Origin of the sequence: Streptomyces sp. CGMCC 4.7035, from assembly GCF_031583065.1 — a bacterium.
Lineage (GTDB): Bacteria > Actinomycetota > Actinomycetes > Streptomycetales > Streptomycetaceae > Streptomyces > Streptomyces yaanensis.
This window is the reverse complement of record NZ_CP134053.1, coordinates 4,815,285-4,830,557: the sequence shown is the minus strand read 5'-3', so window position 1 is coordinate 4,830,557 and position 15,273 is coordinate 4,815,285. Positions and strand designations below refer to the sequence as shown.

Below are 15,273 nucleotides of genomic sequence, written 5' to 3'. Positions count from 1 at the left end.
CGCCGAGTACATCATTCGTGCGCGATCGCCGCCAGCACATTCATGCGCGACGCGCGCAGCGCGGGCAGCAGCGCGGCCACCACCCCCACGACCGCCGAGCCGATCACGACGGCGATGATCGTGCCCCAGGGGACGTCCAGCGCCTTCATGCCCTGAAGGGCGAGCACCTGGTGGATGCACACGCCCCACACAAGCCCCAGGGCCAGCCCGAGAACGGCCCCGAACACGGCGATCACCACCGACTCGAGCCGGATCATCCGGCGCAACTGCCGCCGGGCGAGCCCGATCGCGCGCAGCAGTCCGATCTCACGGGTGCGCTCGACGACCGACAGGGCCAGGGTATTGACCACCCCGAGCACCGCGATGACGATCGCCAGGCCGAGCAGCGCGTACACGAGGTAGAGCAGCACGGCGATCTGGTCGTGCACGAGCTTCTTGTAGTCGGCCCGGTCGCGCACCTGGACCTGGGGGTATGCGGCGAGTGTCTTCTCCAGGCGTGACCGCAGCTGGTCCTTCGAGGTACCGGGCCCGGCGTTGACGTACAGGGCGGAGTCCTGTCCGTTCGGCACGTACTTCTGGAGCGTCGCCATCCCGAAGAACACCCCGCCCTGAATGAAGCCCTCCGACCCGTCCTGGTCGGTGAGCGCGCCGACCTTCAGATCGGTGTGGCGTCCGGCCGGGAACTGGACCGGGATCGCACTGCCGACGCGGACGTCGTGGCTCTTCGCGAACTGCGCGTCCATGGCCACGTTGCCGTCCGCGAGGGCGGCGGCCGTGTCGCCCTGCGCGTAGGTGATGTGGGCGACGTCGTCGAGCCGGGGATCGTAGCCCGCGGCCGTCGTCTCGACGCGCTTGCCGTCCGGCAGCCGCACCGCGACGGGCGTGAACCGCTGGCGTACGACGAGCCCGGTGCCGTCAGTGGCGCGGACCCGGTCGGTGATCTCCTGAGGGAAGGGCCGGAAATTGCGGTTCTGCACCACGAAGTCCACGCCCAGCGTCTTGTCGATCTGCTGGTCGAACGACTTGGACATGGACGCGCTCGCCACCGACATCCCGCCCACCAGGGCGAGCCCGACCATCAGGGCGGAAGCGGTGGCCCCGGTGCGGCGCGGATTGCGCAGGGCGTTGCGCTGGCTCATCCGCCCGACCGCGCCGAACAGCGCGGGGAAGGCGGCACCCAGCACCCGGATCAGCGGACGCACCAGCAGCGGGCCGGCGATCACGGTCGCGACGAGCGTGAGGATCACGCCGACCCCGAGGAGGGAGGCGGCCGACGCGGTTTCCGTCGCCCGGGCGCACCCCGCCAGCGCGGCCACACCGAGCGTGCCGACGATCGCGCCCGCCACCGCGCGGACCCTGAGCGGTCTGCCCACACCGGCGACCTCGGCGTCCGTCAGGGCCGCCATGGGGGAGACGCCGGCCGCGCGCCGGGCCGGGAGGTACGCCGCGACGAACGTGACGCCGACCCCGACGACGTACGCCGCGACGGGAGTCGCCCAGCCGATCACCATGTCGGTGGACCGGATGTTCATGCCGAACGCGCTCATCAGCCGGATGAGCCCGGCCGCGAGTCCGATGCCCACGGCGAGCCCGAGCGTCGAGCCGACCAGGCCGAGCAGCAGGGCCTCCATCAGCACGGACCGGCGCACCTGCCGCCGGTCGGCGCCCAGGGCGCGCAGCAGGCCCAGTTCGCGGGTGCGTTGGGCGATGAGCATCGAGAAGGTGTTGACGATGAGGAACACGCCCACGAGCACGGCGATGCCGGCGAAGCCCAGCATCACGTACTTGATCACGTCGAGGAACGTACCGAGCCGGTCGGTGTCGGACTTGGCCTTCTCGCTCGCGGTCCGCAGCTCGTAGGAGGAGGGGAGCGCGGCGGCGATCCGCTGCTTGAGCCGGGCGTCGCCGACGCCCTGTGCCGCGTCGACCGAGATGCTCGTGGCCGCCTTGGAGCTGCCGAGCAGCTTTGTCTGGGCGGTCGGCGTGTCCAGGAAGACCAGGGCGGCGCCCGGGTTGGTGGTCGTGAAGGTGGCGATCCCCACGACCCGCACCTTGAACGAGCCGGGCCGCGCGAGCACCGTCAGCCTGTCACCGATCCGCACGTGCTTGTGGCGGGCGGTGTCCGCGTCCAGGAGCGCCTCACCGGGGCCCCGCGGCGCGTGTCCGGAGGTGAGTTTCACCGGGCTGCGGTCGGTGACGTACCAGTTCTTCGCGATGGTGGGCGCGCCGGTGGTGGGTCCCACGGGGGCGTTCTCACGGTCGACGACCGTGATGTCGCTGACGGCGGCGTCCACATGAACGGCCGCGACGCCGTCGACCTTGGCCACCTTCGCGGCCAGCGCGGCGGGCAGGGTCGCGGTCACCCCGGACGGGACCTGCGAGGAGAGGTCCTCCTTGGGGCTGACCGTCACGTCGGCCGCTGTGGAGGCGAACAGCCGGTCGAAGGTCCGGGTCACCGTGTCCGAGAAGATCAGGCTGCCCGCGACGAACGCCACGGACAGGATGACGGCCAGCGCCGAGAGCATCAGCCGTCCCTTGTGCGCGAGGAAGCTGCGCAGCGTCGCCTTCAGCACGGTTGCCTCAGTCCTCGGGGCCGGACGCGTCGTCGGCGGTCGCGATCGCGCTGTCGAAGGTCGCCCGCGCCGTGTCGAAACGCTTCATCCGCTCCAGCACCGCCTCCGCCGTCGGGCGCTCCATCTCGTCCACGATCCGGCCGTCCGCCAGGAACAGCACCAGGTCGGAGTGGGCGGCCGCGCCCGGATCGTGGGTGACCATCACGACGGTCTGCCCCAGACCGTCGACCGCCTCGCGCAGAAAGCCCAGGACTTCGAGCCCCGCCCGGGAGTCGAGGTTGCCGGTCGGCTCGTCCGCGAAGATCAGCTCCGGGCGGGAGGCGAGCGCCCGCGCACAGGCGACGCGCTGTTGCTGCCCGCCGGACAACTGCGCCGGCCGGTGCTTCAGCCGGTCGCGCAGCCCGAGCGTGTCGATGACCTGGTCGACCCATTGCTGGTCGGGTTTCTGGCCCGCGATGTCCATGGGCAGTGTGATGTTCTCGGCCGCGTTGAGCGTCGGGATCAGATTGAACGACTGGAACATGAAGCCGATCCGGTCCCGGCGCAGCCGGGTCAGCTCGCGGTCCTTCAGCCCCGTGATCTCGGTGTCGCCGAGCCACACCTGCCCGGCCGATACGGTGTCGAGCCCGGCCAGGCAGTGCATCAGCGTGGACTTCCCGGACCCCGAGGGGCCCATGACCGCGGTGAACCGGCCGCGTGCGATGTCCACGTCGACCGCGTCGAGGGCGAGCACCGTCGTCTCGCCCGAGCCGTACGCCTTCGTCAGGCCCCGGGCGCGGGCGGCGAACCCGTCCGCCTCCGCGCGGCCCGGGGTGTGCTGCGCAGCAGTAGTGGACAAGTCCGCCTCCTCGGTCGTGGACGTCCCGACGTCCCGGCGTCCCCGTTTTCCCTGTCCCGCCCGAGCGTAATGTGGTGCACGGCACAGTCGGTATCCCCCCGAAGTCCAGGCGCGTCTCCGCCACAGGTCGTGTCCCTGATACCCGTGTAAGGGGCAACCTCCACCCTGAGATGGACCTCCACCGCCCCCTTGCCGGTGCTAGCACCCCGGCGCTAGCGTCGAAGTATGGCGAAGACCCAGTTGAACGTGAGGGTGGACGAGGACACCGCCCGGGCCGCCCGTGAACGTGCCCTGGAGCGCGGTATGAGCGTCAACCGCTACATAGAGGAACTGGTCCGACAGGACACCGGGGAAGCCGGCCACACGTTCGTCGAGGCCGCCGCCGACTTCATGAAGCAGTACGAGTCGGTCTTCGCCGAGGAGTTCGGCGCGGCCCACGAGGGCCGGGGCGAGGGCTCGCGCGAGCACCGGAACGAAGGTCGTCGCTGATCCATTGAGCCATCTCAGAATCGACCTCGCCTGGCTGCTGATGGTCGCCGAACAGAAAACGCCTGGAGATCCCCAGGTCACCGACTGGGGCGCACTCGTCGCCGCCGTCAGCCGGCACGACGCGGAGATATTCGGCGTCCCCGTCTACGACACCCCGCACGCCCGCGCCGCCGCCCTGCTCCAACTCCTGCTGCACGTCCCGGCGCTGGAGCGCTCCAACGCGCTGTTCGCGTCCGCGGTCGCCTACGCCTACCTCGTCGCCAGCGGCGTCAAGGTGATCACCTCACCGGAGCAGGTGCGCGACCTGGCCCGGCTGGTCAAGAGCGGTGAGGCCTCGGTGCACGAGATCGCGCAGGAGCTGCGGCAGTGGAGTCTTTGACTACTCCGCCGACTCTGTCGACTCATTGAGGCCGGGCCGCCAGGCGGTGCCCAGCACACAGTACGAGCTGGGCATCCGCGGCCCCTTGGCCGGCACCGACACCTGGCGGTAGGGCCCGAGGACGAAGCCGGCCGACCTGATCGCGGCGACCGGGTCCCGGCCGACGTGGCAGTCACCGAACAGCCGGGGCCACACGGTGCGGTCCAGCGCCCGCTGGGTGAGCTCCATCGCGCGCCCGCCGCCCCTGCCGTGCTCGAAGAACCGCAACTCGCCGCCGGGGCGCAGCACGCGCCGGATCTCCGACAGAGCGCGCGCCACATCCCGCACGCTGCACAGCACCAGCGACACGACCGCCGCGTCGAAGGCCTCGCTCTTCACCGGCAGCGCCTCCGCCGCACCCGGAGCCACGTCCACGGGCACGTCGGCGCGCAGGGCCGCGGTCACCGCGAGGTGGCGCAGCGCCCGTTCCGGCTCGATCGCGACGACCTCGGCCACCGTGCCGGGGTAGTGCGCGAAGTTCAGACCGTTGCCCGCCCCGACCTCGATCACCCGCCCCGACAGGCAGGCGAGGAGTTCGTCCCGGTGCGGACCCACGGTCCGTTCGGCGGCCACGCTGAACCGGGCGTAGAAGCGGGCGAAGAGGGGGTGGTGGACGACGTCCATGGGGGCGCGGGCCGGCATGAGGGGCCTCCCGGGGGCGGAGGACGGGCGATACAGCGATTCTTACCCGGCCGCACCCCGCGCACGCCCGTCCCGTGCCCCGTCGTCACCGGGACCACGAGCCGGGGGTGCGCGGGCACGTCAAGCGATGAAACTCTGTACAGCGGTCAGGACCGAACTGCCCGTGGGCAAGCGGCCCGTCCCCGGGAGCGTAGGCCGACGAATACACGACCCGTGCCGTGCGATCGCCGAGGCGGGGGCCTCCGCACGCCCCCGGCCCAGGTCCTGTCGTCGAACTCCCGTCGTCCGCCCGGAGGGCGGGCCCTACGCCCGCCGCGATGGGGGTCCCCCTGCTCGAGCGAAGCCGAGAGCTTGGGGGAGGCTGATGTCGCAGAAGGTGCGTGCTCTGGGGGTCCCCCCGGCCGAAGGCTGGGGGAGGGAGTTTGACGACTGGGCCTAGGGTGCGAACGCCGACGTGAACGCGGCCGCGTCCCATGCCCCGCCCAGTCGGGGCGCGAGCCACGTGGGCGCCCCGGCCCGGAAGTCGGCGGGCGCGTACGCTCCGGCTCCCGCGGGCAGGGCGCCGAGCAAGGGCGCCTCGGCCACCACCGGAAGGTCCACGAGGTTGCACCGCGACGCCAGATCGGCCGGATCGGGCCAGCTCCCGATGACCACACCCGCCAAGTCCAGTCCCCGCCGCCGCAGTTCACGCGACGTCAGCTCGGACGTGTTCAGCGTGCCGAGACCGGCCGACGCGACGACGAGCATCGGCGCCGCCAGCAGCCGCGCCGCATCCGCCAGGGTGCCGCCCTCGTCGTCGAACCGTACGAGCAGCCCGCCCGCGCCCTCGACGAGGACGAGGTCGTGCTCGACGGCCAGCTTCGCGGCCGCCTCCGCCACCTCGTGCGGCCGCACGGGCGGCATCCCGGCGCGCCGGGCCGCCGTCGCGGGCGCCAACGGCTCCGGGTAGCGGGCGAGTTCCTGCGTCGTCACGGCACCCGCGAGCCGGGCCACCTCGTCGGCGTCCCCGCGTTCGTCCGGCCGTACCCCCGTCTGCGCGGGCTTGAGGACGGCCACCGACCGCCCCGCGGCCACGGCCACCGCGGCGACGGCAGCGGTCGTGACCGTCTTGCCGACCTCCGTGCCGGTCCCCGTGATCATCAGTACCGACATCTCAGCTCTCCCGTGCCGCCGCGCACACCGCGCGCGCGATCCGTGCCACGTCCGCGTCGCCGGTCACATACGGCGGCATCGTGTAGACGAGGTCGCGGAACGGCCTCAGCCACACGCCCTCGCGCAGCGCGGCCCGCGTCGCCGCCGTCATGTCCACCTGGTGGTCGAGTTGGACGACGCCGATGGCGCCGAGGACGCGTACCTCGCGCACCCCGGGCACCGCCGTAGCCTCCGCGAGCCCTTCCCGCAGCCCGGTCTCGATCCGCTTGACCTCCGACTGCCAGTCCTGGCCCAGCAACAGCTCGATCGAGGCGCAGGCCACTGCGGCCGCCAGCGGGTTGCCCATGAAGGTGGGGCCGTGCGCGAGCACGGGCACCTCGCCCCGGGAGATCCCGTCGGCCACCCGCGGGGTGCACAGCGTCGCGGCCATGGTCATATAGCCGCCCGTCAGCGCCTTGCCCACGCACATCACGTCCGGCGTCACCGCCGCGTGGTCCGCGGCGAACAGCGCGCCCGTGCGCCCGAACCCCGTGGCGATCTCGTCGAAGACGAGCAGTACGTCGTGTGCGTCGCACGCCTCACGCAGCACACGCAGATACGCGGGGGAGTGGAACCGCATCCCGCCCGCGCCCTGCACCACCGGTTCCACGATCACCGCGGCCAGCTCGTCCGCGTGCCGTGCCACCATCTCGCGCAAATGGTCGGCGTACGACTCCTCGTACGCGGCCGGCGGCGCCTCGGCGAACACCTGCCGGGGCAGGACGCCCCGCCACAGCTCGTGCATGCCGCCGTCGGGGTCGCAGACGGACATCGGGTTCCAGGTGTCGCCGTGGTAGCCCCCACGCCAGGTCAGCAGCCGCTGCTTGGCCGGGCGGCCGAGCGAGCGCCAGTACTGAAGGCACATCTTGATCGCCACCTCGACCGACACGGAGCCGGAGTCCGCGAGGAAGACGTGTTCCAGGCCTTCGGGTGACAAGTCGACAAGGAGCTTCGCGAGCCGGACGGCGGGCTCGTGGGTGAGCCCGCCGAACATCACATGGCTCATCCGTGCCAGCTGCTCGCGCGCTGCCTCGTTGAGTACCGGGTGGTTGTAGCCGTGAATGGCCGACCACCAGGACGACATGCCGTCCACCAGTTCGCCGGAGCCGTCGGCGAGGCGCAGTCGCACCCCGCTCGCCGACTCCACGACGAGCGGCTCCTGACGGCCGGGCATGGGACCGTACGGATGCCAGACGTGCTGCCGGTCCAGGGCCAGCAGCTCGTCCACGGGAAGGTCAGGCATTGGGCGCGAGATCCGTTCCGGCACCCCGGCGGCGTACCGCGACCAGGTCCGTGCGCGGCTCGTTCACCTGCGGTGCGGCAGCCGAACCACAGACACCGCCCGTCTCGTGGGACCCGCACCCGCCGCCTTCGTGGGACCCGCATCCCGCGCTCTCGTGGGACCCGCACCCGCCGCCTTCGTGCGACCCGCATCCCGCGCCTTCGTGCGACCCGCACCCGCCCGTCGCCGCCCGGTGCTCCGGCAGCGTCACCTGGTCCGTGCCCTCCACCTCGAATCCGGCGTCCGCGATCATCTCCAGGTCGGCCTTGCCCGCCTGGCCCTCGCTGGTCAGATAGTCGCCCAGGAAGATGGAGTTGGCCAGGTGCAGGGCCAGCGGCTGCATCGTACGGAGATGGACCTCGCGGCCGCCCGCGATGCGCACCTCCACGTCCGGGCACACGAACCGCACCATTGCCAGGATCCGCAGACACCGCTGCGGGGACAGGTTCCACTCCTTGGCGAGCGGAGTGCCCTCGAACGGGATCAGGAAGTTGACCGGGACCGAGTCCGGGTCCAGCTCCCGCAGCGAGAAGACGACGTCGACCAGGTCCTCGTCGCTTTCGCCCATACCCGCGATCAGGCCGGAACAGGCCGACAGCCCGGCCGCGTGCGCCTTCTCCACGGTGTCCACCCGGTCGGCGTACGTGTGCGTGGTCGTGATGTCCCCGTACGTCGCCTCGGACGTGTTCAGGTTGTGGTTGTAGGCGTCGGCGCCCGCCGCGCGGAGCCGCTCGGCCTGGCCGTCGGAGAGCAGGCCGAGGCAGGCGCACACCTCGACGCCCTCGTTCCGCTCCTTGATGGTCCTGATGGTGTCGGAGACCCGGTCCACGTCCCGGTCGGTGGGGCCGCGCCCGCTCGCCACCAGGCAGACCCGCTTGGCGCCGCCCGCGACTCCGGCCGCCGCGGCCTGGGAGGCCTCGTCCGGCTTGAGCCAGGTGTACTTCAGGATGTCGGCCTTCGAACCGAGCCGCTGGGAACAGTAGGAACAGTCCTCAGGGCACAGACCGGACTTCAGGTTGACGAGATAGTTGAGTTTCACCCGTCGGCCGAACCAGTGGCGGCGCACCTTGCCGGCCGCGGCCACCACATCGAGCACGTCGTCGTCGGAAGTGGCGAGGACGGCCAGCGCTTCCTCGCGGGTCGGCATCTCGCGCCGCAGCCCCTTGTCCACCAGCGTGTTCAGCAGGTCCATGGGAGCCGATCCTGTCCTACGGGACCGCCCGGGGCCAAGGAGACTTCGCACAAGAGACACGGTTCGACGTGTGGGTATTGCCACACCCTGGGTGGCTGGTCGCCCGGCTAGTGTCTGTGCACTGCCTACAAAAGCTCTGGAGGAACGATGGCGTTCGGCTGGATCGAGGAGCAGGCGCGGGCGCGCCGCCGGGCCGGACTCGTCCGCACGCTGCGCCCCCGCCCGGCCGACTCCCCGCTCCTCGACCTCGCGAGCAACGACTACCTGGGCCTGGCCCGCCACCCGGAGATCACCGAGGGTGCGGCCCGGGCGGCCCGGCTGTGGGGCGGCGGCTCGACCGGCTCCCGGCTCGTCACCGGCACCACGGAGCTGCACGGCGAACTGGAGCGCGAGCTCGCCGACTTCTGCGGCTTCGAGGCGGCCCTCGTCTTCTCCTCCGGGTACGCGGCCAACCTCGCGGCGGTCACCGCGCTCGCGCCGCACGGTTCCCTGATCGTCTCCGACGCGGGCAACCACGCCTCGCTCATCGACGGCTGCCGGCTCGCGCGCGGTACCACCCAGGTCGTCGCGCACGCCGACCCCGAGGCGGTCCGAAAGGCGCTCGACACCCACCGGGGACCCGCCGTCGCGGTCTCCGACACGGTTTTCTCGGTGGACGGCGACGCGGCCCCACTGGCCGAAGTGGCCGCCGCCTGCCGGGAGTACGGAGCCGGACTGATCGTCGACGACGCCCACGGCCTCGGCGTCCTCGGGAACGGCGGCCGGGGTGCCCCGCACGCGGCGGGGCTCGCGGGCGCGTCGGACGTCGTGGTGACGGTGACCCTGTCGAAGTCGCTGGGCAGCCAGGGCGGCGCCGTCCTCGGCCCGGCACATGTGATCGACCATCTGGTCAATGCCGCCCGGACGTTCATCTTCGACACCGGGCTCGCCCCCGCCGCGGCGGGGGCGGCGCTCGCGGCGCTGCGTCTGCTGCGCCGCGAGCCGGAGCGTGCCGCGCGGGCCCGCACGGTGGCGACGGCCCTGCACACCCGCCTCACGGCCGAGGGCCATGAGGCGGTGCGGCCGGACGCCGCCGTCGTCTCCGTGCGGGCACCCTCCCCCGAGCAGGCCGTACGGTGGGCGGCCGACTGCCGTGCGGCGGGAGTCGCCGTCGGCTGTTTCCGCCCGCCGTCGGTGCCCGACGGCATCTCACGGCTGCGCCTGACCGCCCGAGCGGACCTCACCGAAGGGCAGATCGAGCACGCCGTCCGCGTGATCGGCGAGACGCGACCGTGAGTCGGCGAAACGGCCGTGCATCGCGCGTCGTACGGAAGTGACTCGCGCGTCGTACGGAAGTGACTTGCACGTCGTACGGAAGTGACTTGCACGTCGTACGGAAGTGACTCGGAATCGGTCCGAAATTGGCTGGAACATAACCGAGTCATGCGGACGTGATCAGCTCAGTTCGGCGAGGAACTCCTCCCAGGCGTCGGGGGTGAAGAACAGGGCGGGTCCGGTCACGTTCTTGGAGTCGCGCACGGCCACCAGTCCGGTCCACGGGCCGTGGACCGGACGGGCCGTCTCCACGCAGTTGTTCATTCCCGTACTGCGGCTGCTGCGCAGCCACCGCACATCGTGGAGGGACGTACTGGAGGGGATGTGCCGAGGCAGTGCTGACATGGGGGTGCCTCCTTACGCGTCGCCGGCCAACGCGGCGATGTAATCCAACGAGTCCTCGGGCGAAAGGGCGTGGATCTGAAGGGACTTGAAGGCCTCGCTGTAGGCCTGGAGGTCTTCTTTCCGCTCGAGGTAGAGGCTACTCGTCAAGTGGTCGAGAACAACCACATCCAGATCGGATCTGCTCGGAAATGAGAAGATAACGAAAGGCCCGGTGATGCCGATGTGCGCCCCGGCGGCGAACGGCAGGACCTGGAGCCGTACTTGGGGCAGCCGGGCCGCCTCCATGAGCCGCTCCAGCTGCCGCGCCATGATCTTCGGTCCGCCGACCTCCCGGCGCAGCACCGCCTCGTCCAGGACGGCGCTCAGTTTCAGCGGCGGATCGGCACGCAGCACGTCCTGCCGGGCCAGCCGCACCTCCACCAGGGCGTCCAGCTTGCCGTCCTCCAGGGTGCCGACCGCGGCCCGGGTCACGGCCCGGGCGTACTCCGGCGTCTGCAGCAGCCCCGGCACGACGGAGGTCTCCAGTGTGCGCATCCCGCTCGCCTGGGACTCCAGACTGATGAAATCGCGGTAGGTCGGCGGCAGCACCCCGCGGTAGGCGTGCCACCAGTTCTGCCGGCCGCCGCCGTCCTCGGAGCCCGCCAACACGAGGAGCAGTTCGCGCAGTTCGGGGTCCTCGACGCCGTACGCGTCGAGCAGCAGCCGCACGTCGGCAGGCTTGACCCCGCTGGCACCCGTCTCGATCCGGCTCACCTTCGACTGGTGCCAGCCGACGAGAGCGGCAGCCTCACCGCTCGTGAGACACGCCCCGGCGCGCAGAGCGCGTAATTCGGCGCCGAGTTTGCGGCGGCGCACCGCTGGTCCGTACTGCATGGCCGACTCCCTCCGCACCTCGCGCGGTTTTCACGGCGACGGTAGAGGATGGGCCCGGGGTCGGCCCAAATACGGTCGGTCGTCGGAGAGTTCACCGCTTCGAGCGACAGATATATGCATATCTCGGGGGAACGCACCCGAGAGAGCCCTGGTGATGGCAGGCTGGCGCGCAGCACCAAGTCCGGGACCGTACTCAACCAACCGCTCCGTGTCGGACTCCGGTCCCGTGGGAAAGGGACGACGTCGCCATGGCAGATCACCAGGAAGCATCCGTCACTCTGCCGAGCGATCCCGCCTCGGTCTCCGCCGCCCGAAAATACGTCACCAGCGTTCTCGTCGAATGGGGCCTGCCGAGCGACGCCGAAGTCGCCGACACCGTCCGCCTGATCGTGTCCGAACTCGCGACCAACGCGGTGCAGCACACCTTCGGGCAGTCGCCCACGTTCACGGTCGACATCGCGCTCGACCGGGACGAGTTACTGCGCATCGGTGTCACCGACAGTCACCCGCGTCTCCCGAAGCGCCTGCCCGCGGCCGTGCAGCAGGACAACGGCCGAGGCCTGGTGATCATCCGCTGGCTGACCGCCGAGTACGGCGGCAAGCTGAGCGTGCGGCCCACCCGCGAGGGCGGGAAGACGGTCGCGATCGAACTCCCGTGGAACGCACCCGTGCAGTCGGTCACCGCGGGAGGACAGACGGAGCCTTGAGGCGGCGGCCCGACGGGATCCGCGCTCGCGCCGGTCCGTTGGGCCCCCTCGGCTCCGGCACGCTTGCTGCTTCTCAGACGTGCCGTGCCGCCCCCTCCGAAGGCGCCGCGCACCAGGGCGCGGAACGCGTCGGCCGCGGGCGCCGCCTCGTCGGACGGTGCGCGACCGAGACCGTACGGCGCGGCGTGCCCGGCTCCGGCGGCGTACGCCACCCGGGTGCCGTGGTCCTGCCACCGCCTCCGGCACCACCGTGACGCCGCGGCCCGCCCCTGGCCAGGGGGCACTCTGCGGCGTACCCGGCGCTCTCGGTCGGCACCGAGGGAGCGGCCCCTGAGGCGGCGGGCGCGGGCTCGACGCCCCGCTGGTCACCGGGCCGGGTGAGGACGGCTCTGATCGGCTGATGCCGCACACCTCCGCGTACCGGCCGCTGCCCGGCGACGTGCGGGCGGACCTCGGCGACGAGGCGACGATCTCCGGCACGGCGTGACGGTGCCGCACCGCGGCCGTGCCGGGCGAGCCGCCCTGGGCGGGGCTTGGCGCTGCCCGCTGTGGCGGCGGGGGTGGTCCGGATGTCGCGCTCGCGGTGTTCGGGGGCTTGATGTTGCGCTGGCGGTGTCCGCGGGAGGGTCTTGATCTTGCGCTGGGGGTGCCCGCGGGTGGGTCCTCAGGTCGTGCTCGCGGTCTCCGGGGAGGGGCTTGATGTTGCGCTGGCGGTGTCCGGGAGGGTTCTGAGGCGCGCTCAGGGTGTCCGGGAGGTCCTGAGGTCGCACTGGCGGTGTCCGGGAGGTCCTGAGGTCGCGCTGGCGGTGTCCGGGAGGTTCTGAGGTCGCGCTCGGGGTGTCCGGGAAGGGTCCTGACGTTGTGCTCGCCGTGCCCCGGGGAGGATGTCGCGTCACCGTGGTCGACGGAGGGGCTGGAGGTCGTGCTTGCGGTGCCTGGGGGAGGGTCTTGACGTTGCGCTCGCCGTGCTCGGGGGAGGATGTCGCGTCGACGTGCCCGTCGGAGGGTCCCGACGTCGTCTCCTCGCGGCGGTGGGCATGGTTCCTCCCCCCGCGCTCCGGCGCCCGCCCTTGATGCGGGCCCCAGAGCCCGGGCGCGCTCCTGATCAGCCGGTGCCCGGCGACCCCGCCCGCCGACTGCCACCGCGTGAATGCCGGTCGGCGGGTCGTGGGCCGTCACCGTCGGCTGCGGGCCGCTTCGGGTCCCGCCGTGCGGAGCAGTGCGGGCATGGCCACGGGCACCCGTGGGGACCCTGGGCGACCGCCGGTGTCGCCTGATCGGCAGCCCGCCCGCCGCTCGGCCCAGCGCCCCGGTACGGGCCGCCGAGACGGTCACCGGGTGCGTTCCGACGGTTCTCGGTCTGTCGGTGCTGGGGCCCGTGGTGAGGTGAGTCCGGTGCGCCGCACCAGGCGGGGCAGAACGCCCCACAGCCCCACACACACCAGGAGCGTGCCCCCGCCGGCGGCGATCCCGGCACCCAGGCCGAGCGACACATTCACCACCAGCAGGACCGCCCCGGTGAACGCCAGCATGAGGACCCCCAGCCCGGCCGTGGCGAGCCGGGAGGAGATCTGCACGATGGCCGGCTTCGCGTTCTGCTGGAAGAGTGAACGGTGCAGGGCGGCCGGCGCCGTGAACAGGGCCGCGGCCAGCACGGCGAGCAGGAGCGTGGTGACGTACGTGGCGCGCTGGACCGTGTCGAGGGACGGGAAGCGCGGGGTGAAGGCCAGCGTCAGCAGGAAGGCGAAGAGGATCTGCACCCCGGTCTGCGTGACCCGCAGCTCTTGCAGAAGCTCCGCGAAGTTGCGGTCGGAACGCTCCAGGGGCGTCTCGTTCCGTGCCTGGTCGGGAGGTCGGTCGGCCATGGAGAACGAGTAACCGTTCCGCTCCTCCTCACGCCCCGACGGGGTGACGGCCTCACGCCCCGACGGGGTGACGGCCTCACGCCCCGACGGGGTGACGACGCACGTGCCGTCACCCCGTCGACGACGTCAGCTGACGCGCCCGTACCACACGCTCTTCGTCCAGATCTTCTGGAGCCTGACCACGTCCCCGGTCCTCGGGGAGTGCCAGATCTTTCCCTTCCCGGCGTAGATGCCGACGTGGTAGATGTTCCGGCCCGAGTGGAAGAACACCAGGTCGCCCGCCTTGCGGTGGGAGGCGGAGATGTGGTGCGTCTTGTTGTACTGGGCCGCCGCCGTACGGGGCAGGGTCTTGCCCGCCTTCTTGTACGCGTAGAGCGTGAGCCCGGAGCAGTCGAAGCGGCGCGGTCCGGTGGCGCCCCACTGGTAGGGAGCTCCCTTCTTGGACGCGGCGACCTGGAGCGCCTTCGTCGCAGGGGTCGCCGCCGCCGCGTCGCCGGCGACGCCGGGGACCGCGATGCTGCCGCCGACGGCGGCGAGGGTGAGTGCCGAGGCCGTACCGGCCCGGCTCAGCAGCGACGGGACACGATTGAGCGCAGTCATGCGCAACCCTTCGTCAGCCGCCTGTGAAGGATGACCTGTCGGATTCGGGCTGGCGAAGTAGCCCGGCCGCTCACGCGGCTTCACCCCAAGGACCGCCGGATCTCTCCGGGGCCCGCCTTGCCGGGTCCTCCACTCCTGCCGATCCACTCCTGTCGACCGGTCATCCGGGCGGCGGCAGGACTCGGCGTCCGCCCGGACCGCCCCGCCGCGGTGGCGGGGGCTTGTCGTCAGCAAGGGATCTTCACTCACGGAAGTCGGAAAATCACAATGGAATCGGAGGTTTGTGGGGTTACTCACCACTCACCCGTTTGGGTGGACAGCCCTTTGTTCGAAGGGCGTTGAGGGGGCTGAAAAGCCTCGGACCTGCACCGAAGCACCGGATTTTGCCCTGGAGGTACGCGCGTTGCGCAATTTTTTCGGGCCCCCGGGGGAGAGGTGTCTACTCCAACCGGAGGTACGCCATTTGGTCCGTTTGAGCCGCGAGCGGACCGCTCGCCCTCGGTGCGCGAGCCGTGAGGCGGCCGGTCCCCGTCAACTGTCCGAGTCCCGTGGCACGGTTATGCTCCGTCAGAATGATGTGGCGACGGCATGGCGGTGGCATCCGTCGGGCCCCTCGACGTCATGGCAGTCCCGTCAGTCCGGCCCCGGTGGCACCGTGACGCGGGCCGCGCGGCGCTCGCCGTCGAGGACGCGCAGGGCCCGGGCGAGGGTCGGGCCGTGCAGTTCGCTCTCCCCGCGCTGATGCATCAGCGTCAGCGCGTCGCGCAGCGCCGCCGCCTTGCTCACCAGGGCCTGGGCGGCGCGCAGGCCGCGGTACGTGTCCCCGGAGTGCGCGGGGTTGATGCGGCCGAGCAGGTCGACCACGTCGAGGTAATGGTCGATCAACTCCGCCTCGGCGCGGGTCAGCGCGGGCAGCGGGGGAAGTTCGGGCGGCAGCACCGGCG

General features: G+C 71.6%; 15 protein-coding genes and 1 riboswitch. Of the genes, 4 read left to right on the top strand and 11 right to left on the bottom strand.

The genetic code is table 11. The annotated features are described in order from the left end of the window. Positions 1–11: 11 nt before the first annotated feature. Positions 12–2,573 (bottom strand): ABC transporter permease, encoded by a 2,562-nt coding sequence (locus tag Q2K21_RS20820; protein WP_310773193.1) that lies wholly within the window; start codon positions 2,571–2,573, stop codon positions 12–14. Between the two features lie 7 nt (positions 2,574–2,580). Beyond that, on the bottom strand, positions 2,581–3,411 hold the full coding sequence (locus Q2K21_RS20815; RefSeq protein WP_310773190.1) for an ABC transporter ATP-binding protein: 831 nt from the start codon (positions 3,409–3,411) through the stop codon (positions 2,581–2,583). 225 nt (positions 3,412–3,636) lie between these two features. Here Q2K21_RS20815 and Q2K21_RS20810 point away from each other — a divergent pair, with 225 nt between their 5' ends. Beyond that, complete coding sequence (locus tag Q2K21_RS20810; protein WP_310773188.1) at positions 3,637–3,900, top strand: toxin-antitoxin system HicB family antitoxin; 264 nt, start codon at positions 3,637–3,639, stop codon at positions 3,898–3,900. Between the two features lie 4 nt (positions 3,901–3,904). Continuing rightward, positions 3,905–4,279: a fic family toxin-antitoxin system, toxin component gene (locus Q2K21_RS20805; RefSeq protein ID WP_310773185.1), complete on the top strand. Its 375-nt coding sequence runs from the start codon at positions 3,905–3,907 to the stop codon at positions 4,277–4,279. Here Q2K21_RS20805 and Q2K21_RS20800 read toward each other — a convergent pair whose 3' ends face one another. The 4 genes from Q2K21_RS20800 to bioB form a co-directional block, all read right to left on the bottom strand. Then, entirely contained in the window at positions 4,280–4,960 is a 681-nt protein-coding gene (locus Q2K21_RS20800; RefSeq protein WP_310773183.1) for a class I SAM-dependent methyltransferase, read from the bottom strand. It abuts the gene before it with no gap. 435 nt (positions 4,961–5,395) lie between these two features. Continuing rightward, entirely contained in the window at positions 5,396–6,112 is a 717-nt protein-coding gene (gene bioD / locus Q2K21_RS20795; RefSeq protein WP_310773181.1) for a dethiobiotin synthase, read from the bottom strand. Position 6,113: 1 nt separating this feature from the next. Next, a complete protein-coding gene (locus Q2K21_RS20790) occupies positions 6,114–7,394 on the bottom strand; it encodes an adenosylmethionine--8-amino-7-oxononanoate transaminase (RefSeq protein ID WP_310773178.1) in 1,281 nt (426 codons plus the stop codon). Next, complete coding sequence (gene bioB, locus Q2K21_RS20785) at positions 7,387–8,625, bottom strand: biotin synthase BioB (RefSeq protein WP_310773175.1); 1,239 nt, start codon at positions 8,623–8,625, stop codon at positions 7,387–7,389. Before bioB ends, Q2K21_RS20790 begins: the two co-directional genes overlap by 8 nt. A gap of 147 nt (positions 8,626–8,772) precedes the next feature. Here bioB and Q2K21_RS20780 point away from each other — a divergent pair, with 147 nt between their 5' ends. Next, the gene (locus Q2K21_RS20780; RefSeq protein WP_310773172.1) at positions 8,773–9,900 is read left to right on the top strand and encodes an 8-amino-7-oxononanoate synthase; all 1,128 of its coding nucleotides are present in this window, start codon (positions 8,773–8,775) and stop codon (positions 9,898–9,900) included. A gap of 159 nt (positions 9,901–10,059) precedes the next feature. On the opposite strand, the gene Q2K21_RS20775 is transcribed toward Q2K21_RS20780, so the two are convergent. Both Q2K21_RS20775 and Q2K21_RS20770 read right to left on the bottom strand, forming a co-directional pair. Beyond that, the gene (locus tag Q2K21_RS20775; protein WP_310773169.1) at positions 10,060–10,284 is read right to left on the bottom strand and encodes a DUF397 domain-containing protein; all 225 of its coding nucleotides are present in this window, start codon (positions 10,282–10,284) and stop codon (positions 10,060–10,062) included. 12 nt (positions 10,285–10,296) lie between these two features. Then, complete coding sequence (locus tag Q2K21_RS20770) at positions 10,297–11,157, bottom strand: helix-turn-helix domain-containing protein (RefSeq protein WP_310773166.1); 861 nt, start codon at positions 11,155–11,157, stop codon at positions 10,297–10,299. 248 nt (positions 11,158–11,405) lie between these two features. Between Q2K21_RS20770 and Q2K21_RS20765 the strand changes: the two genes are divergently transcribed. Then, positions 11,406–11,864 carry an ATP-binding protein gene (locus Q2K21_RS20765; protein WP_310773163.1) on the top strand — a complete coding sequence of 153 codons (459 nt, stop codon included), beginning with the start codon at positions 11,406–11,408 and terminating at the stop codon, positions 11,862–11,864. A 1,331-nt stretch (positions 11,865–13,195) separates the two neighbouring features. Here the strand turns inward: Q2K21_RS20765 and Q2K21_RS20760 are convergent. The 3 genes from Q2K21_RS20760 to Q2K21_RS20750 form a co-directional block, all read right to left on the bottom strand. Beyond that, entirely contained in the window at positions 13,196–13,729 is a 534-nt protein-coding gene (locus tag Q2K21_RS20760; RefSeq protein ID WP_310773160.1) for a DUF6328 family protein, read from the bottom strand. A 126-nt stretch (positions 13,730–13,855) separates the two neighbouring features. Beyond that, a complete protein-coding gene (locus Q2K21_RS20755; protein ID WP_310773157.1) occupies positions 13,856–14,329 on the bottom strand; it encodes a C40 family peptidase in 474 nt (157 codons plus the stop codon). A 29-nt stretch (positions 14,330–14,358) separates the two neighbouring features. Continuing rightward, a riboswitch (cyclic di-AMP (ydaO/yuaA leader) is annotated at positions 14,359–14,433 on the bottom strand. A 529-nt stretch (positions 14,434–14,962) separates the two neighbouring features. Continuing rightward, positions 14,963–15,268 carry a hypothetical protein gene (locus Q2K21_RS20750; RefSeq protein WP_310773154.1) on the bottom strand — a complete coding sequence of 102 codons (306 nt, stop codon included), beginning with the start codon at positions 15,266–15,268 and terminating at the stop codon, positions 14,963–14,965. Between the last annotated feature and the right edge of the window lie 5 nt (positions 15,269–15,273).